The organism is Enterobacter sp. 6722112 (genome assembly GCF_058661685.1).
The window spans coordinates 2,014,129-2,036,094 of sequence record NZ_JBZWGR010000007.1; the positions used below are offsets into that span (position 1 = coordinate 2,014,129).

The 21,966-nt window shown below is 51.9% G+C and carries 21 protein-coding genes and 2 pseudogenes; 5 read left to right on the top strand and 18 right to left on the bottom strand.

Annotated features, from left to right (window positions below):
- Nucleotides 1-2: 2 nt before the first annotated feature.
- Both tam and AC4OVU_RS11145 read right to left on the bottom strand, forming a co-directional pair.
- Nucleotides 3-761: a trans-aconitate 2-methyltransferase gene (gene tam / locus AC4OVU_RS11140; RefSeq protein WP_032653587.1), complete on the bottom strand. Its 759-nt coding sequence runs from the start codon at nt 759-761 to the stop codon at nt 3-5.
- 84 nt (nt 762-845) lie between these two features.
- The gene (locus AC4OVU_RS11145) at nt 846-1,430 is read right to left on the bottom strand and encodes an NUDIX hydrolase (protein ID WP_039270753.1); all 585 of its coding nucleotides are present in this window, start codon (nt 1,428-1,430) and stop codon (nt 846-848) included.
- Nucleotides 1,431-1,516: 86 nt separating this feature from the next.
- Here AC4OVU_RS11145 and AC4OVU_RS11150 point away from each other — a divergent pair, with 86 nt between their 5' ends.
- Both AC4OVU_RS11150 and AC4OVU_RS11155 read left to right on the top strand, forming a co-directional pair.
- Nucleotides 1,517-2,275 carry a DeoR/GlpR family DNA-binding transcription regulator gene (locus tag AC4OVU_RS11150; RefSeq protein WP_110293006.1) on the top strand — a complete coding sequence of 253 codons (759 nt, stop codon included), beginning with the start codon at nt 1,517-1,519 and terminating at the stop codon, nt 2,273-2,275.
- Between the two features lie 104 nt (nt 2,276-2,379).
- On the top strand, nt 2,380-3,672 hold the full coding sequence (locus tag AC4OVU_RS11155) for a glycoside hydrolase family 28 protein (RefSeq protein ID WP_110293005.1): 1,293 nt from the start codon (nt 2,380-2,382) through the stop codon (nt 3,670-3,672).
- 127 nt (nt 3,673-3,799) lie between these two features.
- On the opposite strand, the gene AC4OVU_RS11160 is transcribed toward AC4OVU_RS11155, so the two are convergent.
- From AC4OVU_RS11160 to AC4OVU_RS11190, 7 genes and pseudogenes are all read right to left on the bottom strand, one after another.
- A complete protein-coding gene (locus AC4OVU_RS11160) occupies nt 3,800-4,495 on the bottom strand; it encodes a hypothetical protein (RefSeq protein WP_187167879.1) in 696 nt (231 codons plus the stop codon).
- 2 nt (nt 4,496-4,497) lie between these two features.
- Nucleotides 4,498-5,733, bottom strand: coding sequence for a TolC family protein (locus AC4OVU_RS11165; RefSeq protein WP_491928682.1), 1,236 nt, complete (start codon nt 5,731-5,733; stop codon nt 4,498-4,500).
- On the bottom strand, nt 5,730-6,518 hold the full coding sequence (locus AC4OVU_RS11170; RefSeq protein ID WP_163313193.1) for a hypothetical protein: 789 nt from the start codon (nt 6,516-6,518) through the stop codon (nt 5,730-5,732). The genes AC4OVU_RS11165 and AC4OVU_RS11170 overlap by 4 nt, the downstream gene beginning before the upstream one ends.
- Nucleotides 6,518-6,985, bottom strand: coding sequence for a hypothetical protein (locus AC4OVU_RS11175; RefSeq protein WP_163313192.1), 468 nt, complete (start codon nt 6,983-6,985; stop codon nt 6,518-6,520). Before AC4OVU_RS11175 ends, AC4OVU_RS11170 begins: the two co-directional genes overlap by 1 nt.
- A gap of 11 nt (nt 6,986-6,996) precedes the next feature.
- Nucleotides 6,997-7,308: a helix-turn-helix transcriptional regulator gene (locus AC4OVU_RS11180; RefSeq protein ID WP_491928683.1), complete on the bottom strand. Its 312-nt coding sequence runs from the start codon at nt 7,306-7,308 to the stop codon at nt 6,997-6,999.
- Nucleotides 7,309-7,530: 222 nt separating this feature from the next.
- Entirely contained in the window at nt 7,531-8,055 is a 525-nt protein-coding gene (locus AC4OVU_RS11185) for a GyrI-like domain-containing protein (protein ID WP_146215500.1), read from the bottom strand.
- Between the two features lie 27 nt (nt 8,056-8,082).
- Nucleotides 8,083-8,166, bottom strand: a pseudogene (locus AC4OVU_RS11190) (AraC family transcriptional regulator); the annotation flags it as partial.
- Between the two features lie 5 nt (nt 8,167-8,171).
- Between AC4OVU_RS11190 and AC4OVU_RS11195 the strand changes: the two are divergent.
- Nucleotides 8,172-8,607 (top strand): annotated as a pseudogene (locus AC4OVU_RS11195) (SDR family oxidoreductase); the annotation flags it as partial.
- Between the two features lie 151 nt (nt 8,608-8,758).
- Here the strand turns inward: AC4OVU_RS11195 and AC4OVU_RS11200 are convergent.
- From AC4OVU_RS11200 to AC4OVU_RS11210, 3 genes are all read right to left on the bottom strand, one after another.
- Nucleotides 8,759-9,244 carry a GNAT family N-acetyltransferase gene (locus AC4OVU_RS11200; protein WP_110293091.1) on the bottom strand — a complete coding sequence of 162 codons (486 nt, stop codon included), beginning with the start codon at nt 9,242-9,244 and terminating at the stop codon, nt 8,759-8,761.
- The gene (locus AC4OVU_RS11205) at nt 9,232-9,498 is read right to left on the bottom strand and encodes a type II toxin-antitoxin system TacA family antitoxin (protein ID WP_003857131.1); all 267 of its coding nucleotides are present in this window, start codon (nt 9,496-9,498) and stop codon (nt 9,232-9,234) included. Before AC4OVU_RS11205 ends, AC4OVU_RS11200 begins: the two co-directional genes overlap by 13 nt.
- A gap of 63 nt (nt 9,499-9,561) precedes the next feature.
- Nucleotides 9,562-10,491: a LysR family transcriptional regulator gene (locus AC4OVU_RS11210; RefSeq protein WP_110293092.1), complete on the bottom strand. Its 930-nt coding sequence runs from the start codon at nt 10,489-10,491 to the stop codon at nt 9,562-9,564.
- Between the two features lie 128 nt (nt 10,492-10,619).
- Between AC4OVU_RS11210 and AC4OVU_RS11215 the strand changes: the two genes are divergently transcribed.
- Nucleotides 10,620-12,008 carry an MFS transporter gene (locus AC4OVU_RS11215; RefSeq protein ID WP_032669873.1) on the top strand — a complete coding sequence of 463 codons (1,389 nt, stop codon included), beginning with the start codon at nt 10,620-10,622 and terminating at the stop codon, nt 12,006-12,008.
- A gap of 22 nt (nt 12,009-12,030) precedes the next feature.
- On the opposite strand, the gene AC4OVU_RS11220 is transcribed toward AC4OVU_RS11215, so the two are convergent.
- Genes AC4OVU_RS11220 through AC4OVU_RS11230 form a run of 3 tightly spaced genes read right to left on the bottom strand, consistent with a single transcriptional unit; the run spans nt 12,031 to nt 14,741 of the window.
- A complete protein-coding gene (locus tag AC4OVU_RS11220) occupies nt 12,031-13,026 on the bottom strand; it encodes a DUF2891 domain-containing protein (RefSeq protein WP_110293093.1) in 996 nt (331 codons plus the stop codon).
- Nucleotides 13,027-13,035: 9 nt separating this feature from the next.
- A complete protein-coding gene (locus AC4OVU_RS11225) occupies nt 13,036-14,022 on the bottom strand; it encodes a DUF979 domain-containing protein (RefSeq protein ID WP_110293094.1) in 987 nt (328 codons plus the stop codon).
- Nucleotides 14,019-14,741 (bottom strand): DUF969 domain-containing protein, encoded by a 723-nt coding sequence (locus AC4OVU_RS11230; RefSeq protein ID WP_003857121.1) that lies wholly within the window; start codon nt 14,739-14,741, stop codon nt 14,019-14,021. Before AC4OVU_RS11230 ends, AC4OVU_RS11225 begins: the two co-directional genes overlap by 4 nt.
- A 224-nt stretch (nt 14,742-14,965) precedes the next feature.
- On the opposite strand from AC4OVU_RS11230, the gene AC4OVU_RS11235 reads away from it, so the two are divergent.
- Nucleotides 14,966-15,514 carry a winged helix DNA-binding protein gene (locus AC4OVU_RS11235; protein ID WP_110293095.1) on the top strand — a complete coding sequence of 183 codons (549 nt, stop codon included), beginning with the start codon at nt 14,966-14,968 and terminating at the stop codon, nt 15,512-15,514.
- On the opposite strand, the gene glgX is transcribed toward AC4OVU_RS11235, so the two are convergent.
- The 3 genes from glgX to treZ are packed head-to-tail and all read right to left on the bottom strand — an operon-like array spanning nt 15,511 to nt 21,854.
- Nucleotides 15,511-17,586 carry a glycogen debranching protein GlgX gene (gene glgX, locus AC4OVU_RS11240; protein WP_110293096.1) on the bottom strand — a complete coding sequence of 692 codons (2,076 nt, stop codon included), beginning with the start codon at nt 17,584-17,586 and terminating at the stop codon, nt 15,511-15,513. The two genes, AC4OVU_RS11235 and glgX, sit on opposite strands and share 4 nt — an antisense overlap.
- 15 nt (nt 17,587-17,601) lie before the next feature.
- Nucleotides 17,602-20,070 carry a malto-oligosyltrehalose synthase gene (gene treY, locus AC4OVU_RS11245; RefSeq protein WP_110293097.1) on the bottom strand — a complete coding sequence of 823 codons (2,469 nt, stop codon included), beginning with the start codon at nt 20,068-20,070 and terminating at the stop codon, nt 17,602-17,604.
- Nucleotides 20,067-21,854 carry a malto-oligosyltrehalose trehalohydrolase gene (gene treZ / locus AC4OVU_RS11250; protein WP_110293098.1) on the bottom strand — a complete coding sequence of 596 codons (1,788 nt, stop codon included), beginning with the start codon at nt 21,852-21,854 and terminating at the stop codon, nt 20,067-20,069. Before treZ ends, treY begins: the two co-directional genes overlap by 4 nt.
- Nucleotides 21,855-21,966 lie beyond the last annotated feature (112 nt).

Sequence of the window (21,966 nt, forward strand, 5' to 3'; positions counted from 1 at the left end):
GCTTACGGAACCCGCTGAGCGACCATAAACAGGCGCGGAAAAGCCAGCAGTATCTGCCCGTTCTCCTGGAGCGGATACTGCTCTTCCAGCAGCTCAAGGTAGCGTTTCAGATAGTTTTTCTGCTCGCTTTCGTTGAGTTCCTGTAACCACGGGCGTAACCCCGTCGCGCTGACCCAGTCAATAATCGCCTGATGAGAGCTCATCTGATGGAAGTAAGTGGTGCGCCAGATATCCACGTCGCATCCCGCTTCCGTCAGAATATCGTAGTAGGCATGGATACCCGGCAATGGCTCGCGGCCACGATCGGGGTAGCCCTGTTCCCAGGCAACTTCACGCATCAGGGCGTGCGTTGGCTCAAGCCAGTTGTCAGGCATTTGCACCGCCAGCACGCCGTTTAACTGGAGCAGTGAAACCAGGTGTGGCAGAAGGTGGTAATGGTCCGGGATCCATTGCAGTGAGGCGTTGGCGTAGATCAGGCTGAGCGGCTGGTCAGGTTTGTAGTGCCGGATATCCGCCTCAACAAAGTGGCAGTCTGGCAGGACCTGTCGGGCTTCCTCCAGCATGGCCGGGGAATTATCCACGCCGGCGATCTGCGCAGAAGGCCAGCGCTGTTTCAGCAGCGCGGTGCTGTTGCCTGGCCCGCAGCCCAAATCCACGCCAGAGGTTATGTCAGCAAGCGGCACCCGGGCGAGCAACTCAGCGGCGGGACGTGTGCGTTCTGCGCTGTACTGTAGATAAAGAGAGGGATCCCAGTCGGCCATTTTCGCATCTCCATGTTGAGGTGTTCAGCAAGAATAGCACAGGCAAATACCTGCGCCGGGGCAGGTATCTGGCTAATGGTGAGATTATAAAATGCCTTTCAGGGCCAGGTGATAGAGCAGCATGATGGTTTTTCCGTCGACAATCTGCCCATTTTCAATGCTCCGAAGCGCGTCGTCCAGCGTCATTTCCAGTACGTCGATATCTTCTCCCTCTGCTTTAACGCCGCCGCCCGCGCTGGTCCGATCCTGCGGGTGATATTCCGCCAGATAGAAGTAGAGTTTCTCGGTAACCGAGCCCGGGCTCATATAGGCCTCAAAAATTTTCTCTACGCGCGTCACCTTATACCCGGTTTCTTCTTCCGCTTCGGCCTTAATCCGGCTTTCCGGGTCAAGGTTATCGAGCAACCCGGCGGCCGCCTCAATGAGATCCTCTTCGTGACCATTTATAAACACCGGGAAACGGAACTGACGCGTCAGAATGACGGTTTTGCTGTCGCGATTATAGAGCAGGATCGTCGCGCCATTCCCCCGGTCATACACTTCACGCTCTTGTCGCTGCCAGTCGCCATCGCTGCGCTTGAGGTCAAAAGTGTATTTTTTCAGGTTATACCAGTTGTCGGACAACGTCTCGCTGTTGATGATGCGTATATCTGCACGTTTTGATTGCACGTTTGGCTCTCCTCTCGTAGAGTAAGCATCATAAACAGCACTATCGTGCAAATACAAGGCATATCGTGCAACAACAGGAATAATTCATGCTCACAAGCCAGCGTAAACAGTTGATTCTGGAAAAACTGGAGGCGGAAGGTCAGGTCCAGTCTACTACGCTCAGCCTCTTTTTCTCGGTGTCTGAGGACACTATCCGCCGGGATTTACGTGAACTGGCGGCAGAAGGGCGTTTGCAGCGTGTTCACGGCGGCGCACTGCCAGCATCGTCAGCGATTGCGCCTTTTGCCGAGCGTCAGTCCGTTAAAATGGATGCAAAAAAACGCGTGGCACGGCGAGGCGCGCAGCTCATTTCACCGGGGCAGGTGGTGATCATTGATGGCGGGACGACCACCTCCGAACTTATTACGTTCTTACCACCCGATTTACGGATAACCGTGGTGACGCACAGCCCGGGTATCGCTTTGGGGCTGGTCGACCATCCATGCATAGAGGTGATCCTGATTGGTGGTCGTTTGTATAAACACTCCATCGTCACGGTCGGCGCGGCCGCTATTGAAGGCATCAATAATATTCATGCGGATCTGTTCTTCATGGGGGTCACCGGCGTCCATCCTGAGGCCGGGCTGACCACCGGAGATTACGAAGAAGCGTGCATCAAACGTGCATTTTCCGGTAGAGCGGCGGAAACGGTGGTATTGGCCTCACCGGAAAAGATCAACACGGCCTCGGCGTTTGTGATTGGCGACCTGTCGCTGGTGAATACGCTGGTTGTTGAAAACACAACGGATGAACGCTGGGTGAGCGCTCTGAAAGAAAAGGGCGTTGCGGTGATCGCAAGCCAGTAAATATCTGCTTTTTTGCCAGCCTGACCGCGTGGCTGTCAAACAGACAAAGGTTATCCTTCACGCGGATTTCTAGACTAAGGCTTTCATCTGTTTAAGGACAAGCCATGAAAGCGGTCTCCATTCTGACGTGCGGCGCGGACCCAACCGCGCAACGCCTGTCAACGTCTGCCATTCAGCAGGCCATAAATACCGCTCAACAGAACGATGTCATTGTTATTCCGCAAGGCCGTTTTCTGACCGGAGCACTGTTCCTGAAAAGCGGTGTTTCGCTTCGCCTGGACGCTGGCGCACAGCTCGTTGGAAGCCAGGATCTGGCTGATTATCCATTGATAAACACCCGGGTGGCCGGCATTGATATGCGCTGGCCGGCAGGCATTATTAATATCATCGATTGTGAAAACGTCAGTATTACCGGTACAGGCACGATAGACGGGCAGGGTGTTATCTGGTGGCGACGCTTCTGGGGCGATGACGAGCGCAGCGGCATGGTCGGCGATTACAGCGCCAGAGGATTGCGCTGGGTGGTTGATTACGACTGTCAGCGCCCGCGCAATATTCTGGTCTTTGAAAGCCAGAGCATTCTGCTGCGTGATTTTACCAGTCGGGAGTCCGGATTCTGGAACGTGCACCTCTGTTATTCGCGCCATATCACGGTTGAGGGCGTGCAAATCAGCAATTCTGCGGGGCCGAGCACCGACGGGATTGATATCGATTCCTGTGAACAGGTGCGGGTTGAACGCTGCATTGTTTCCTGTAATGACGACAATATCTGCATAAAATCAGGACGAGGACGCGAAGCGGCGCAAAAAGCACGTACCGCTAGGGATATAGTGGTTCGCGGTTGTACGCTGAATAAGGGGTCCGGGATCACGCTGGGGAGCGAAACCTCAGGCGGCATTGAACGCGTCCTGATAGAAGATAATGCGTTTAACGGTACGGGCGTCGGGTTTCGCATTAAGTCGGCCCGCAACCGGGGCGGATTTATCCGTGATATCACCGTCCAAAATTTACATCTTACGGACGTACGTTTTCCGGAGCTGATCCAGCTGAACTGGTTTCCGCAGTACAGCTATGGCGACCCGGGAAATTTATCTGATAAACCAGAACACTGGCGCAAGCTGGCTGAAGGTGTTGAGGGCGAAGCCGGTCTTACTGCGGTCAGCGGACTGACGATTAAAAATATGACGGCGCGTCGCTCAGACAACAAATATTTCTCGCGGGCATTTTTCATTGAGGGGTATCCGGAGCGTCCTGTGACCAAGTTAACGCTGGACGGAATTTTGATTGACGCGTCAGAGTTCGGGAAAATTTCCGGTGTGGATGGGTTGCGCTTTAAGGATGTGCAGGTGACTGCCGTGGAGAACACGCAAGACCGTAACGACAGTTATGAGCGTTGATGGCATATGGACATAAGGCGCTGAATGAGCAGAACAAGGATGGGTCCGAAACGGCTGGATTTGTTCTTAATTAATCTTAGTGCGCATAATGAATATTATGTTAAATAGACTATGCGCGATTCACCTTTTAGGATGTTCGACTTAGCTTCGTAGCCATTAATTCTCTCTCTTCATCCAGTGCGCTAATTAGATCTGTTTTTTGACGTTCAATATCCGCAGAATTAGTCAATATATCAATATCACTTGCCCCACCTTTTCGTAACAAATTATCTTTTCGTTGAAGATTAGCTATCTGTTTTTCACGTAGTTTAACCTCCTCATTCAAAAGTTTCTCCTTCTCTTGTAAACTTTGTTCTTCCATCTGTAGAGCATCATTTTCCTCTCTGAAGGAATAATAACTAAGAGATCCAAATTCTGACGTAGTCTCCCTATCAATGTCGATAGGAATAGTAGGTGCAGACAGTAAGCTTTCCAATAGCTTACTATCTTGCTGTAAAAATTTTATCTTCTTGTTATTGAAACCAATAAGGTCTTTAAGCGTTATCCCCTTATAAGTATAATCAAGATTGGTATAAGAAAACAAAACCGTCCCTTTTTCAATTTGATCTCCCTCTTGCAAGTTAAAGCTATTAATAAACCCGGAGCTTGGGCTTTTAATAACGACTTTATCATTTCCTCCAGTTATCACACCCTGCCCTGGTGACACGATGTCAATTTCACAAAAGATAATATAAAGTAAAACCATCATGGCCACTGCTAACATAAAAAATGGCGACCGATGCTTGTTTATCTTACAATAAATATTGTTAAAAATCTTTTTCACCTTTAAGTTTCACCCATGAAAAAATCAAGGACTTGCCCATAAGCCTGTAAAAGATTAATTTTGTTTTTCGCTTCTGAAACTTTCATTTCAGTGATGGATTTCTCTAGCTGAAAGAGATCGAAGCGGGTGTTAAGCATCTCATATACCGATGCCTGATTGATACCGTATTCGCGTTCCTGGTTTTTAATTAATTCCTTAGTTGTTTTGTATTGACGTTCAAGGTTAGTAATCTCACGAATATTTGCTTCAGATGTCAGTTTCGCTAATTTGGTTTGATTTTGTAATAGTTTGTATTTATGGTCATAATCCCAAGAAAGAGATTCATAATTTTTCATGCCTGCTGATTTCGCTAATTTACTGTCAAGATCGAAAACATTTAGCGAAATTTTTAACCCGATATAAGAATCATCTTTTACTGTTTCGTCATCGTTCCATTTGTTTTCTGCTACAAGACTGACTGACAGCATTGAATCCTGCTTACGCGCATTTTCTTTCGACTCATCTTTATTTAGAGATAATTTTCGAAGGTCCAAGTTATTAACTAATGCTGATTCTTTATTGTTAAATTTCAACAGCGCATCGATTTTAGAATTTTCGATCTTTATCTCTTCTGTTGGATAAGGGTGCAAAGAATTTGACTCGATGTTTACTTTAAGACGATCGATTGCATGCTCAATGCTGTCAATTTCATTATTAATTTTTTGTACTAAAAGTTTGGCCAACTGTACATCGCTTTCTTTAATGATACCGAAATCATACTTTACATTTATCTTTTCATAAAGTGATTCAGCTTCAAGTTTCAACTGCACAGCGTTATCGCGTAACTTCTCATACAAAGAAATATGTATCTGATCGCTCATAATAGCGGTTGTTATTCTCTCCTTCTCTTTATCCAGTTCAACGACTGATGCCAGTAATTTATAGTTCTGAGCTTTAATGTTGTTAAATATGGTATCCTCAAATAGTAACGAGGAAAGAGTTACTTTGCTTTCAACAAATTGTTTATTGTTATTGGATTTACTTGTTTTTGGTGTTACTGATGCTGACATTTTAGGTACTGCATAAAGCTGAGAGCTAAGTTTATTTACTTCCTCAGCGTTGACCAAAGCCTCTTTTGATTTAACGCTTTCCGCATTACCCAGAACCATTGTTAAATAACTATAATAATCTTTAGTAGCAGCATAACTCTTCATTGACACCATTATAAACATCAACAGAAAAATACCTGCATACTTCATTTGATCATAATCTCCATTGCGTTTCGAAGGTTAGTTTTAAGCTGTTCAAAGTTTGCTTTAATTCCTGATATTTGCTCTCGTTCGTGTTCCGAGGTTTCCTCTAATTGTTGATTTATGGATTTCAAACTATCTGATATACCAGACAGCGAAGCAAGCACTTGCTGGTTCACCAGAAGAGTCTGTTGTTCAATAAGTCTCTGACTGTCTAGTTTTTTATTTATTAATGATAGCTTTTCTTCTACTTCATCAAAATTATCCACAATTACTTTTCCGTAATTGATGGTAAGAGAACGATTTTTAATTTTTTTAGGCGATGACTCTTTAAAATAGAATAACCAAAAATTAAGGCTTAAAAGCAATAATACGGATACTGCTACACCCAAAATGGACGTCAAAAAAGCGTATGACATCGCTGACAGCGCAGATGAAATTGCAGCAAGCATTGAATTCATTTTCTCCGCTATATCGCCCTCCCCCCCCATTGAACTGGCGATAGAGGATACCATCGCAGTCAGGCCCTGAAACGTACCAATCAACCCGAGTGATACCGACACCGAGGCCGCTATCTTAGTTTGTGAGTCGATGATATGTTTATGTTTATCCGTTTTTTTAGATAAAGCACAAATAAAAACAAATATTGCAAGGGGATAGATATAAAGAACCCCCATACCTATTGTGATTGATTGAGCCAAAAGATATGATTGATTCACTATTTCATATATCTCATCGATATGAAAATAAGAAATTGCGATTATTATATAAAATAAGAACCCAATCAAATACATTATTCTACGCTCCATTTAATACATGATGATGCACTGCCGCAAAAGTTGGTTTCTGAAACCTTTAACGTTACTCGTATGTTTTCAATCTTGAGTTGTTTCTTAAAATCTAATAAATTATATATTAGTCTTCTTTTGGCCTTTAATGAGTCCCCCTCCGTAACATCTGAAGTAAATGCTTCAAATATTATTTTATTTTTACCGCTAGAATTTATTTTGGAAGTAATTTTATCATAATCCTCTTTTGGTAAAGAGATGACATTTTCGAAATATATGGTATTTTTATAATGGTTTATTGAGGTATTCTCTCCTGTGAAATATCTCCCCCCTCCGGTAACGACAGTTTCAATCCCGCTAAGCATAAAGACTGTAGTGATAAGTATAAATATACACAATGCACCACTCAAGCCATCAACCATTGGAGCCAGTTCTTCATCATTATTGTGCTCTTCATTAGTTTTTTTAGACATTGGCTAACTTATTACCCTTTGATATTGTGTTTTTTAAAACAAATTACCCCCTGTTTTATTAAATCACGATAAAGAGTTGTATCACTTTGAATTACTAATTTTATATAAATCTGTTTCTTTTGTCCCCATATTGTTTTTGAGCTTCTGTTTCTATATTTCGCGATGTCATCAACACTTTTGCCTTGCAAGATAAAATACAGTATTTGTAATTCTGTATGTGTTAAACATAACGGAGGGTATAACCAAAAGGTGTAATCAGTGCTATTATCATCATTAATATTTAATCGACCCTCAATATATTTCAAAAGGTTCTCATCACTCATTAATCACCCTTACTACTGTCTAGAACTGCTGTTTTATGATACCAAAAATGTTATTCGCGATTTACTACGCAATTTCTTATTTTAAATTAGAAGGATCTACCTCACATTTTTCAACAATAAACTTAGATGTATGGATAGAGGCCGCGACAGGAGCGGCATTAATAATGGCAAAAAACAAAAATGCAATGCCGATATTATTCATTTCGCTAACCCATGTTAGATCTAATAGGTTACTGGAATGTAATATTCCACCTCAAACCAATTATCTTCTGCTATTGATGTGTTGCCAATGAACCTGAAAAGCTCAATATCAACTCCATTTCTTCGTTTAAGGTTGTACTTAGGTAGCATTTCCATATATATTCGTCTTGAGACAGAGGAATAGTCTTCCCAACTTCCCATGAATGTTAAGCTTGCATATAAACCTGGTCCGTTTTTTTGGGTCTTCACCATTCTGGTTTGCTTACCTTCCTGATATTTAGTTCCAATAAAAGTCTTGATATCAAGTTTATTATCATTTTTTCTTATTGGTTCAAAGCTTGATAATAAATAAACATCCTCTTTGTAGTAATTTAAATTTCTAACGACTGCATCCATCCTGAGTGGGTTACTATCTATTGGTTTATCTCTGATAAATTCACTGTAATTTACTTCATAACCCACAAAGTTCATTTCTGGTAACTCTACCAATCTTAATTCTGGCAAATCCTGCAAGTTAAAATCAAATGGTGTTTTTAAGTTATTCAAGTCCCAGCATTCTCGATTCCTATACTCTCGAGGTGATACCCCAAATAGTTTTTTAAATTCCCGCGAAAAAGACTGCTGTGAGTCAAAAGCTAACTGATATGCTATATCGATTGCAGATAGCCTACGATGGAGTGCGTAATATTGTTCGAATCTTCAAGGATACGCCTGTTCCTATCGGCCTGATGGCCACGATTGGTATGAATGAGCAACTCAGCATCTGGAGTCAACGCATTGAGGTTAAAGAATCACTATGCTTCAGGAGGATCGTCACCATATGGGAACACCGGAAGATAGTGTTATATACCGCAAGCAAATCGCCCTTTTTCTGGTCTGGGACTTGACCAACGACACAGCAAAAATTAAATTGTTCGAGCTGGTGACTGAACGAGGCTAAGCACAGCCGAACTTTACTCCTCTGTTTGCAGATCTGCTGACTGATGATCCAAAAAATGATGGAGTTCTAGACAAAGACAACATGCCACTGCGTGAAGAGTCTGAGCGCATTATTAACGAACTGAACCTGTAAAAAAATTAACCAATCTATACCCATGATACGAGCCCAGTATCATTCATAGATTTTAGAGAGGTATTAGATATGATAAATCTGTGATCTAGATTTGCAATTAACATAAGTTGAAGACAATATTCCAAATCCTATCCCTCGTCAGATAAGCCCATCGCATCCCACCCCCTCCCTTTGCCTCTACTGGGGAAGCCTGAGAAACAGTGTCCGTTCCTGAGTCTGCGATGCTTTGAAACCATGGTGGATATAAAACGCTTTGGCTTCCTCAGTGAGTGCATGAACCATCATCGCCCGCACCCCGATATTCTCAGCTACCCGATAACAGCGTAAAACCGCATCGTGGAGTAAATCGGCTCCCAACCCGTTTCCGCGTAACGAGACATCCACAGCCAGACGGGCAAGTACAATCACGGGTATGGGATCCGGCATGTTACGCCGCAGATTACCTGTCGCTTGCGTATGGTTAACGCTGCCTGTAGCCAGAGAGTAAAATCCCGCGACCTGCTTCGTGCCCGTTTTACAAACGACAAATGTTCGGGCTGCGCCGAGCGCCTGGTTTTTCAGACCTCTTTGTTTTAGCCATTCGTCAAGCACGGCCTCTCCGCTGACGAACTCCGCCAGTTGATGGACGCTGGATAAGGGCTCTGGTGCTGTTACACGTCCCACTGCGGTTTCCTTGCCAGCAGTTTTTCTATGGCAGGATCGTCCGCGACCGGGGCATCGAGCATGTCAATGAACTCTGCGTACTGTTCATCGTTAAAATTGAATACACGTCGATCGAGGATCACATTCTCGGCTGCCTGACAGGCCATCTCCAGAATGAAGTCCGTGCGTGATTTATGGAGGATCTCTGCGGCGGCATCGATAAGCGCCCGCTGGGATTCTTTGGCTCTGAGATTGAGTTGAACATCTGATTTCATAGGTATACCTCTTGTATAGCAATTGCTTTACAAGCATAGCATAAGCGCTGTGTATAGCAATCGCTATACAGAACCCTTAATCATATCTGACCTCGCCACACCGCATATCGCAAGAATTCGCTCTCTCAGCCAGCGGTGACCAGGGTCGCGTTCCATTCTTGGGTGCCACATCTGCGATACCGTAATACGACGGCTTCTGAACGGCAGCTCGAAAACGTGTATCTGGTCCGTTACCTGCTGATTGAGTAAATAGAGCGCGGGTATCATGGCGATAAGATCTGATTCCAGCGCCACGGACAGTGCCGTCGGAAATCCCGGTACGACGCTGACGATTTTACGTTTTGTCCCCAGTTCGGCCAGCGCATCGTCAACGGAACCGTGCAACGCGCCCTCGGGTGACGCTACCACATGGCCCCAGGCGACATAATCCTTCACGCCTATTTCTGCCTGCTTAGCCAGCGGGTGTCCCTTACGCACGACGCCCACAAATCGATCCTCAAACAACCGTTGCAGCCGTATTTCAGGCCCCATATTGCTCTGGACGCCAATCTCCAGATCAACCAGCCCTTCCCGAAGATAGCGCGACGTTTTTTCCGGCTTAGGCGCAAAGCGTATACAGACGTCCGGCGCGGCGTCGGCCACAGCCGCTATAAGCGCAGGCCCAAACGCCACCACAAAACCATCGTTTGCCCTGATGGTAAAAAGGCGCGCCAGACTTTGCGCACTGAACGTTTCAGTTGAGGGCTGCAATACCGCCCTCGCCTCGTGCACTGCACGTCTGGCGCGATCCCGGGTCGCTTCGGCCCACGGGGTTAGTACCATGTTACGCCCGGCGCGCACCAGGATCGGGTCGCCTGTAACGTCGCGTAACCTGCTTAATGTCCGGCTCATGGCCGAGGTGCTGAGGTTCAGACGACGTGCTGCACCTGCGACACTCGCTTCGCTCAGCAATATGTCGAGTGCAATCAGTAAATTAAAATCAGGATCGGTCATAGCGCTCATTCCTGTTCATTCAGATAAGGCGTTTCGTGCAACGATAAAGTGCAAATGGTGCGCCTTCCGCCCTGTAAAAGCCATCTTTATAGTTTTGTCATCCATCACTCTTCTCAGAGGACAACATGATGACGCTCTTTTCCAGTCAACCCGGCGACGAAGGACTGCCTGGCCCGGCGCGCGCACGGGTGATGGCCGCAATTATGACCACCACCTTAATGGGCGTGTTTGATGGCACCATGATCAACATTGCCCTGCCCTCCATGGCTCAGGAGATGCAGGTACCTGCCAGTATTGCCGTCTGGTTCGCCAACGGGTATCTGCTGGCGGCTGCGATGACGCTGGCGATATTCGCGGCGCTTGCGGCCCGCCTGGGTTATCGCCCCGTATTTCTGGCAGGTCTGACGACCTTTACCCTGACATCACTGGGTTGCGCGCTGGCGAATACACCCGAAGTGCTTATCGGTATGCGGGTGCTTCAGGGGATCGGCGGCGCGGCGACGCTGAGTATTGCCCCCGCAATCCTGCGGTCCGTATTTCCCGGGCGATTGCTTGGCCGCATTCTGGGGTTGCACGCCCTGCTCATCGCCTCCAGCTCCGCTATCGGCCCGGTATTGGGCGGGACGATCCTTCACACCCTGAGCTGGCAATGGCTGTTTGCGATAAACGTTGTTCCCGGCACCCTCGCCTTACTGCTGGCGGTCAAAGCGCTGCCGCGGGATGCGGTTCGAAAGCAAGCGCCTTTCGACACCCCGGGCGCCATATTGTCGGCGCTGCTGTTGGGGTCGACGATCATGGCGGCGAACAGCCTCCATGACGCGACTTATCACCTTGGCAGTCTTTGCTGGACAATGCTCGCTGCGCTGAGCGGCATGGCGTTTATCTGGCAGATCCGCCGCGCGGATAACCCCTTACTGCCGCCGATGATGTTTAAAAATGAACGTTTTACCCTCGCGGCCTTCACGTCGATGATTGCTTTTGTCAGCCAGGGGATCACCTTTATTGCGCTGCCCTTCCTGTTTCAGAGCGAATACGGCTACAGCCCGGTGTTGTCTGCCCTGCTGTTTACGCCGTGGCCGCTAGGGATCGTACTGATTGCGCCGCATGCAGGCCGGTGGGCAGACACGATTTCAGCCCCGGCGATATCCACCCTGGGGCTGATGATTTTTGTCGTCGGTTTGATCCTGCTGGCAACATTACCCGACCGCCCTTCAGTGTGGGATATCTGCCTGCGGAGTCTGGTGTGCGGAGTGGGGTTTGGCTGCTTTCAGAGTCCCAATAACCGGGAAATGCTCTCCAACGTTATTCGTGAGCATGCGAGCTATGCATCCGGTGTTTTATCCATTATGCGCACGTTCGGGCAGTGTCTGGGCGCCGCCGCCGTGGCCGTTCTGCTGGCCGCAGATGAAAGGTCAATTCATGTTGCGCTGTGGGTCGCCGCCGCAGCTTCTGCGGTAGCGGTCGTCGTCAGCGCGAGCCGGTTGCGTAAAATCACTCATCCTGCGGAAACAGGATGAGCACGAAAAATATAACTAAGCGCTACTCCAGCGCCAGCAGCGCAAAACTCGCCAGCCAATGGCCGCCGCTGTAGTGACTGCCGACAACATGCTCCAGGCTTGCCGAGAGATGGCGCGCAACGGCATCCTGTAACGCCTGTTGCGCCGGGTGGTTTTCCGGCAAAGCGCGGGCAATGTGCTTCATACACCACGCGCGGCTGAGGTTAAGCCCGTCCAGATGTGCGATTTTCGGGTCGGTGCGGTCGCTTACCTCAGCCGGGTTCATCAGCGCTGAAACGGCACCCACTTCAGGCAGAAACGCATCGAACCAGGCCGGGAAATTCTCTACCACCTTACTCATCAGTAACGCCTCGGTCAGCGCCCCGGAGATATACTCGTCGCCGCCCGGCTCATAATGCGCCGGATATTGCGTGTCCGTATGATAAAAGCGCGTCGCCGCGTCCAGGATCGCCTGTTCAAGCCCGTCATCCGTCACCGCCCGGGCATAATCCAGCCCCAGCGCGAGCGCAAACGCCGTGTTGTAATGTGTTCCGACGCGGATGGGATAGGTGAGCTTGCTGAGGTAATCCACCAGCCGCTGGCGAATATCCCGCGTTAACGGTTGCAGCGTCTGGTACCAGCGCTCCGCCTGTGGCAGTGACGACTGTTTCAGCTCCTGCGCCAGCGCCAGCAGCCAGCCGTAGCCATAAGGCCGCTCAAACGACGCGCGGAACGGCGCGGTAAAATAGGCCAGCTCCTTCGCCACCTTCTCGTCGATCAGGTGTTCTTCGAACAGAGTGATGATCTCTTCCCGGCACGGCAGTTCGGGCCAGAGACGCAGGCAGCGCAGCAGCAGCCAGTAGCCGTGCACCGCAGAGTGCCAGTCAAAACAGCCGTAAAAGATCGGGTGCAGCTCGCGAGGCGGCAAAACGTCGCCGTCATCGTTGAGCAGATGCATAATGTGGTTCGGGTATTCCTGACGTAAATAGGTCAACGGCATTCTGGCGAAGGCGTCAGCCTGATGTTGCGTTAATTCCATTGCAGCTCCTTAGCGAAACACGAGGAAATACATTAAGAACACGTTCACCACCAGCAGGGTTAACGCGGTCGGGATCTGGATCTTGATAACCTGATATTTGTCTTTTAGCTCCAGCAGCGCGGCGGGCACAATGTTGAAGTTGGCGGCCATCGGCGTCATCAGCGTGCCGCAATAGCCTGCGTACATACCGATAGCCAGCAGCGGCGCCGGGTTACCGTGATGGACGTTAATCAGGAATGGCAGAGCGATACCGGCGCTTAACACCGGGAAGGCTGCGAAGGCATTACCCATGATCATGGTAAACAGCGCCATCCCCACGCAGTAAATGACCACCAGCATGAAGCGGCTGTCCGGGTTCACAAACAGGCTGACCACCTTTTGTACCGATTCGCCGGTATTCGCCACCACAAACACCCCGCCGAGCATGGCGAGCATCTGCGGCAGGATCACCGCCCAGCCAATGGTATCGACCAGCCGACGAGACTGACGCACCGCATGCAGCGGCGTACCTTTTGTCAGCCACCAGCCGGTAAGGATAGCCGCCACGCAGGCCACGCACAGCGCCGCCAGCGTAAGCTGTTTCTGGTCGAGCAGATAAACGCCGCCAATCGACACGCCTTTCAGAAACAGCGTCCCGATGACCGTTACCACGGGGATCATCAGTGCCGGTAAAAACAGCCAGTTTTTCAGCCGGTTCGACGAGGCAACACGCTCATCCTCGGTGGACATTTTATAGTGCCCCTTCCCGACCAGCCCGAAACCGGCCAGCAGCGCAATCACGATAACGGCGCCGCCAATAATGCGATACGCCAGCGACTTACCCAGCTCCTGCACCATCAGATCGCCAAACAGGAAGATCCCGCCGAACAGAAACCAGAACAGCGCCGTGGTATAGCGTTTCGGGTTAGCGCGGTCGCGAAGGGTCATCACAACCAGCAGCATCACGACGAAGCCGATCAGGTAATACACGCGGTTAATGGTGATGAGGGTCATCATGGTGCGATCTCCTGCGTACCCTGCTCTGCTTTCCAGGCCATCACGTCGCGACGAATGCTGGCGTCGAGGCGCAGCAGACGCGTCATATGGATGATCAGTGCCGCAATAGCGGTCGGAATGGCCCACAGGCCGATATGCAGCGGTTCGATCCCCTCGATCCCGTTCTCTTTCAGGAACGCATCAATCAGCAGTACCGCGCCAAAGGCGATAAAGATATCTTCCCCAAAGAAAACCGCGATATTGTCACACGCGGCGGCATGGGCTTTGATTTTGTCGCGGATAGTCTGCGGCAGTTCGCCGTATTCATTCAGGGCCGCCCCTTCCGCCATCGGCGCCAGCAGCGGACGCACCGTTTGCGCGTGGCCGCCAAGGGACATCAGGCCCAGCGCAGCCGTCCCTTCGCGGGCGACAAAGTAGAGCATCAGGATACGCGCCGAGGTGGCGCTGGCGATCTTCGCTACCCAGGCCTGGGCGCGCTCTTTCAGCCCGTAATACTCCAGCAGGCCAATCACCGGCAGGATCAGAATGAAGGTGGCAAGCGATCGGCTATTCACAAACTTTTCGCCAAAGGTTTCCAGCAGCATACCGAAATCCATGCCAACCAGCAGGCCCGTCGCCAGCCCCGCCACCACGACAACCAGCAGCGGGTTGAAACGCAGTGCAAAACCAATAACCACCACCGGAATCCCGATAAGTGGCAACAGTGTAGAACTGTCCATAAACGTTACCCTATCCAAAGTGAGCGTTGCGCGCCGACGGCTATTTTTTATACTTCGCAGCAGAGCGAAGCCGGTGCATTACGGCGCGCGATGTTGTGTTTTGCGTCAGGCTCCACAGAACCTGCACTAAAAAGCTATATCTGAACGTCAAAAACATGTAAACAATTTATCAATAAAATGTTCTTATTTTATCGACGGGTTTACATTTCGGGGGAAGGATCGTTATGACAGTAAAGAAAAAGACGACAGCGTTAAACCACGACGATATTGCGGAAGGGCGAATCGTCTCCTCCCGTCATCTCGTCTCAGAGCGGTGTGCTGAATTATCAGAGCTGGAATATGCGCTGATCATGACCAGCAATGCGTTTAACAAATGGATGGTGCGCTGCATGACCGCAGCGGGTGAACCGGATATGGGGGCCTTTGACGTTTCGCTTCTGCACCACGTGAATCACCGCAACCGCAAGAAAAAGCTGGCCGACATCTGCTTTGTGCTTAACGTGGAAGATACCCACGTGGTGACGTATGCGCTGAAAAAGCTGGTCAAGGCGGGATATGTCACCAGCGAGAAAGCCGGAAAAGAGCTTTTTTTCTCCACCACGGAGGAGGGAAAAGCGCTGTGCATGAAGTACCGGGAGGTGCGGGAGGCCTGCCTGATCAACATTCACGCTGAAAGCGGCATTCCGGGCGCGTCGATTGGCGAGACCGCGCAGTTACTCCGCGCGATCTCCTCCCTGTATGATACCGCCGCACGCGCGGCGGCCTCGCTTTAAAGACGGCGGAAAAGCGTCATACTCCGCCCGGCCAGTTCATAATCGACGGATTCCGTGATGATTTCCCCTGTGGGGGCCTCATCCGCCGTCGAAAGCTCCAGCACCCAACCCCCTTCGCCAAACTGGGGGATCTGGAATGGCACCGTACCTTCAAACGGGTTAAACAGCATCAGCACGTCGTGCCAGACGCCCTCTTCCTGCTCAAGATCAGGACGGCTGATGGCAAGACCAAGGGTGGAACCCTCGTCCCACTGTTCCGACTGCTGCGGTCCGCCACCGGCGTTAAACCAGCGGATCTCCAGCCCGTCGCGCCAGTTCTCACGTCGCAGCAGCGGCTGCGTCGCGCGCAGGGCAATCAGCCGACGGGTAAAGTCGCGCAGCTTCTCGTCGTTTTCAGTGAGTCCTTCCCAGTTTACCCAGGAGATCTCGCTGTCCTGACAGTAGCCGTTATTATTGCCCTTTTGCGTCCGGCCAAACTCATCCCCTGCCAGCAGCATCGGCGTACCGTGCGAGAAGAAGAGCGTGGTGAGGAAGTTGCGCTTTTGCCGCTCGCGGGTGGCGATGATATCCGGGTTCTCCGTCGGCCCTTCTTCGCCGTAGTTATACGACCGGTTATCGTTATGCCCGTCGTTATTATCTTCCCCGTTATCGGCGTTATGTTTCTCGTTGTACGACACCAGGTCGTTCAGCGTGAAGCCGTCATGCGCGGTAATAAAATTGACGCTGGCCCACGGACGACGCCCGCGCAGATCGTACAAATCACCGGACCCTAACAGACGGGCGGCAAAATCGTTAGAGACGTTATCCCCCTTCCAGTATTCACGTACCGTATCGCGGTATTTGTCGTTCCACTCACCCCAGCCAGGCGGGAAGCCTCCCACCTGATACCCGCCGGGGCCGATATCCCACGGCTCACCGATGAGCTTCAGCTTCGACAGCACCGGATCCTGGGTCACGGCATCGAAGAAGCCGCCGCGCGGGTCGAACCCCTCCGGCTCACGTCCGAGAATGGTCCCGAGGTCAAAGCGGAAACCGTCAATCTGCATCGATTCTGCCCAGTAACGCAGGGAGTCCATGACCATCTGCAATACGCGCGGGTGTGAAGTATTAACGGTGTTCCCGGTGCCGGTGTCGTTGATGTAATACCGGTGCTGATCCGGCATGGTGCGGTAATAACAGAAGTTATCAATTCCCTTAAACGACAGGGTTGGCCCCAGCTCGTTGCCCTCCGCCGTGTGGTTATAGACCACGTCGAGGATCACCTCGATGCCCGCGTCATGATAGGCACGCACCATGTCGCGGAAACCCTGGATCCCCGCCGGGCCGTAATAGCGTGACGCTGGCGCAAAGAAACCGAGTGAGTTATAGCCCCAGAAGTTTTTCAGACCGCGATCGAGCAGGTGCTGATCGTCAGGGAACCAGTGAACCGGCAGCAGCTCGACCGAGGTAATCCCGAGGCTTTTGATGTACTCCACCGACGCTTTATGCCCCATCCCCTCAAACGTACCGCGCAGTTCAGGCGGAATAGCCGGGTTAAGCTGGGTAAAGCCTTTTACGTGGCTCTCATAAACCACGGTATGCGGCCACGGGATATGGGGTCGGCGGGAGTCTTGCCAGTCGACGGCATTGGGGTCGATGACCTTACATTTGGGCGTAAACGGCGCGCTGTCTCGCGTATCAAAGCTGAGATCCAGCTCATCGTGTCCCAGCTCATAGCCGAAGTGGGCATCGTTCCACTCAATGTCACCCACCAGTTCACGGGCATAGGGGTCAATAAGCAGCTTATTGGGATTGAAGCGGTGACCGTTCTCCGGATCGTAAGGGCCATACACACGGTAACCATACAGCGCCCCCGGTTTCAGAGCCGGCACATAGCCGTGCCAGACCTCATGGGTATATTCCGGCAGTTCCAGGCGGGCTATTTCTGTTTTTCCCGAAGGATCAAACAGACACAGCTCTACCCGCTCCGCGTGGGCGGAAAACAGAGCGAAGTTCACCCCTTTCCCGTCATAATTTGCGCCCAACTGCTGGCCATGACCGGCCCGAATTTCAAACGTTGTATCCTTTGGCATTTTTGTTCTCCTCGATTAGTCGCAGGTAAGCAGAACCAACAAACATCCCTTTTCAGACGTTAAATCCAGCGTCTCTGGCAGAAGGCGGCGCTCACCGGTAAACAGATCCCGGTAGTGCTTCCCGGCCAGCTCCTGGGGTATGGCCACCGTAGTATTGGCCCACAGCATCGCATTGTCGGTGACGTCAAACACCAGACGCGGCACGGCGACGATCAGCGCCTCGTCATCTTTTATGCGGGCATAAACGATCAGATTCTCTTCCCGCTCGCCGGTCACCTTCAGCGGCAGCCAGTCGCCGTAGCGGAAAAGCGCCGGGTAATGCGGGCGCAGCCGTAACAGCGTGGCGGTGACGTACTGCTTCACGCTGCCGTCTCGCCAGCGTTGCGCATCGTTAAAAATGGTTCCATCCGCTACGCTGAGGTTTTCCGCCAGCGCGGTGAAATCCGGTTCGCGGCGATTATCCGGGTCGACCAGGCTGAAGTTAAGCCCTTCGCTACCCTGGTAGATGTCCGGTACGCCTGGCGCAGTCAGCTTGATCACCGTCTGGCTCAGGCTGTTCATTAACCCAGCCCGAATAAACGGCTGGAGTGCGGCACTGAAATCACGCAGGAACAGGGTGTTATCCGGGGAGAGCAGATGGCGCACGTAGTCCAGCACCACGCTCTCGTACCCTTCGTTGCTGTCGATCCAGTCGGTACGCTGCTTGGCCTCGCGCAGGGCTTTCTCAATAAAGCCGAGAAAACGCTCTTCCAGTGACTTAAGGCCATCTCGATCGTCAGGCGACAGCGTGGCTGGCCAGACGCCCGCCAGCGCCTGGAAGATCATCCAGGTGTCGGCGGCGTTCGGCGCGGTGCCGTCGTTGAGGAATCGGACCTGCGTCTGGTTCATCTGCCGCCAGCGCGCCAGGTTTTCCCCCCACAGATCTGGCGCTTCCGTCAGCGTGTATAGTCGCGCTCGCGCATCCTCGCCGCGTTTGGTGTCGTGGGTGGAGGTTCCCAGCAGCGCATCGGGCTGGCGGGCAAGACGAATGCGCATCTCCTGGTGAAAACGGGAAAGTGAAAATGCGCGCGGCGTCGGGTCAGCGCCGACTTCGTTCAGGGCCAGCTCCAGGTTATGGCGGAAGAACAGCGTATCCTCTACCGATTTCGCCATCAGCGGCCCGGTCAGTTGCTGAAAACGGGTGCGGAAAAGCGAGGCCAGCGCGTGGTCCTCCTCCGGCAGATCGCCGGTAAGAATACGCACGATCAGGCTGAGCGCGGGTTCAGAGGTGTCGACGCTGGCGACCACGCGACTGAGCAGCGCCACATCCGGTGGCGTCAGCCCCTCTCCGGTGCCGTAGGTGCGATACACCGGAAACGCGATAAGCAGCTCGCGCAGGGCATGGCGGATATCCTCATGCTCCACTTCGGCGCCGTTATGCCCGGCCAGCTCGCTGGCTATTTTGAGCAGCGTGGTAAATTCACCTTCAAAATTACGATCGGTCATCAGCCCTTTGGCTTTGCGAAGTTCCGCCTGCCTGTCCACGGTCGTACCCAGCGTCTCATCGTAGAGCGTCTCCAGTCGCGAGAGGTTGGTATCGTCCACCAGCACTTCCGCCAGCGAGGCGATGAACTCATAGCCCGTGGTCCCCGAGACCGGCCACTCCGGAGGAAGCTGTTCCCCTTTTGCGAGGATCTTCTCAACCGTGATGTAGCAATCCGGTCCGGTCGCCGCACGCAGGCGCTGCAAATAGCCCAGCGGATCGGCAAGCCCGTCCACATGGTCAATGCGCAGGCCGTCGACAACCCCGGCGTGAACAAGCTCAAGGATCAGGCGGTGCGTGTCTGCGAAGACCGCCTCATCCTCTACCCGCACGCCGACCAGCCCGGTGATTTCAAAAAAGCGCCGCCATGAAAGCTGTTTCGGCGCTTCCCGCCAGGACATCAGCCGCCAGCTTTGCGCCTCGTGGATCTCAGCGATGCTCTTGCCTTCGGCATACGTGCCGGGATTAAGCGGATAGGCGGTATCATAGTAAACCAGCGCTGCGCTGTTGGTGACACTGTCACGTTTTAAGGTGAAAGCCCCCCGCTCTAGCTCGGCTACAAAGGTGTCGCCAAGAAACGGCAACGTCAGCGGTCGGGACCAGTCGATATCAAAATACGCCGCATAGCGGCTCTGCCTGCCTTGTTCGATAACATCGCGCCACCAGCGGTTTTCCAGCGAGGTCGACATATGGTTAGGAACGATATCCAGAATCAGCCCCATCCCCGCCTGTTTCAGCGCTGCCGCCATGCGGTCAAACCCTTCCCGCCCGCCAATCGCCGGGTCGATTTCGTTGGGGTCGGTCACGTCATAGCCGTGGGTGGAATCCGTGGTTGCGGTGAAAACAGGCGACGCGTAAAGATGGCTAATTCCAAGGTCTTTCATATACGGAATCAGGTCCACCACGCGATCGAAGGTCATGCCGTTGCGAAACTGAATTCGGTAAGTAGAGGAAGGGATCATAGCGCTGCTTCTCCATCAGCTAAGCGAACAACAATGCTGTTTGGCGGCAGGTTATCGACTGCCTCCGGCCAGCTAAAGATCGTTTTTCCGGGCAGGTTCGGTAAGGCGAGCGGCTTTTTGCCGATATTCAGCGCCAGCGACAGCGTACCGGACGGGAAACGCCAGCTCACGGCAACCATGCCGAGCGCCGTTTGCAGGACGTTACCCTCCACGGCGCCCCGCTGTTTCAGTAGCGGGACGATAAAGCGCTGACGCAGCGCAATCAGTTCGCGCGTAGCGTGCAGCCACGCCCTGCCTTCCTGCGTGTCTGCCTTGTTCCAGTCAAGCTTCGACCGCATAAAGGTATTTACGTCATTGGGGTCCGGTACGGTTTCATCGTGCCCGGCATGGCCGGTAAACTCTTTCGCGCGCCCTTCCCGCACGGCTTTCGCCAGGTCGCCGTGGAAGTCGGTGAAAAAGAGGAACGGATGCGTTTCGCCATACTCCTCGCCCATAAACAGCAGCGGAATATGGGGCGACAGGAGCAGCGCCGCGAACAGCACACGCGTTTTATCCGCGCCTGCCAGAGAGATAAGCCTCTCCCCCTGGGCACGGTTGCCGACCTGGTCGTGATTCTGAATAAAATCGACAAAAAACTGCGGAGGTTGCTCGCGACACTCTACCCCGCGCGATTTTCCGGTCTGAAGCGAGATTTCCCCCTGGTAGACAAAGCCCTCTGCCAGCGCCCGCGCCAGTTTTTTCTCCGGCTCAAAGGCAAAATCCTGATAATAGGCGTGTGATTCCCCGGTCGCGAAGACATGCGCGGCGTTGTGAAAATCATCATTCCATTCGGCGGTGAAAAGCGGCGTCTGACCATGCTCATCGCGCGGATGCAGGAAAATCACGTTGCGACTGTCTTCGGTGGTCAGATGGATATGCCGATCCGGAAATGCGTCGCGGATCCGTTGCGCTATCTCGGGAAGAATATGGGTCTCAGCGTCGTCATGGATCTGGTCGATGGCGTCGAAGCGCAGACCGTCAAGATGATACTCCGAGAGCCAGAATAACGGCGCCTCGGCGATGTATTGCCGGACGGCCTCAACCTCATAGGCAATACCGTTGCCCCACGGGGTCATACGATCCTGATGGAAAAACGCCGGTGAGAGCAACGGCAGGTAGTTCCCTTCCGGGCCAAAGTGGTTGAGTACGATATCCAGCACCACGGAAAGCCCGAGCGCGTGGGCGGCATCGATGAAGGCATGAAAATCATCCGGTGTGCCATAAGCCGAGTGCGGGGCATACAGCAGCACGCCGTCATACCCCCATCCGCGCGCGCCCCCGAACTGGGACACGGGCATCACTTCCAGTTGCGTAATACCCAGTTCGGCCAGATAAGGCAGTTTGCCGATGGCCGCCCTGAAGGTTCCTTCCCCGGTGAAGGTGCCGATATGCAGCTCGTAGATCACCGTCTCTTCCCACGGTCGTCCTTGCCATTCCCGCTGAGTGGGCAGGCTGCGACGCGGGTCGATCACCACCGACGGGCCGTTGACGTCAGACTGCTGCGCGCGCGAGGCCGGGTCCGGCACCGCCATTCCATCCTGTAAAACAAACTGATACGTCGTACCGTGCCTGACGCCGGGCACGTCAATCTGAAACCAGCCGTCGCCCACCGCCGCCATGGGAATGTCGGTATCGGTTAAACGCAACGTGAGATCTTTTTGCCCTTCTGCCCAGACGCGAAAACGTACAACGTCATCGGAAATAAACTCAGCACCCCAGTGCCTGCGACATGTTCTGAATTCCATTCATTGTCCTCGAATGACCACCTTTTACGCGGAACGAAATACAAGCTTAGACCAGGATCTACAGAGTGTTATGCCAGCAGGGGATGCCGCTTCGTCTATTATCTATTTATAA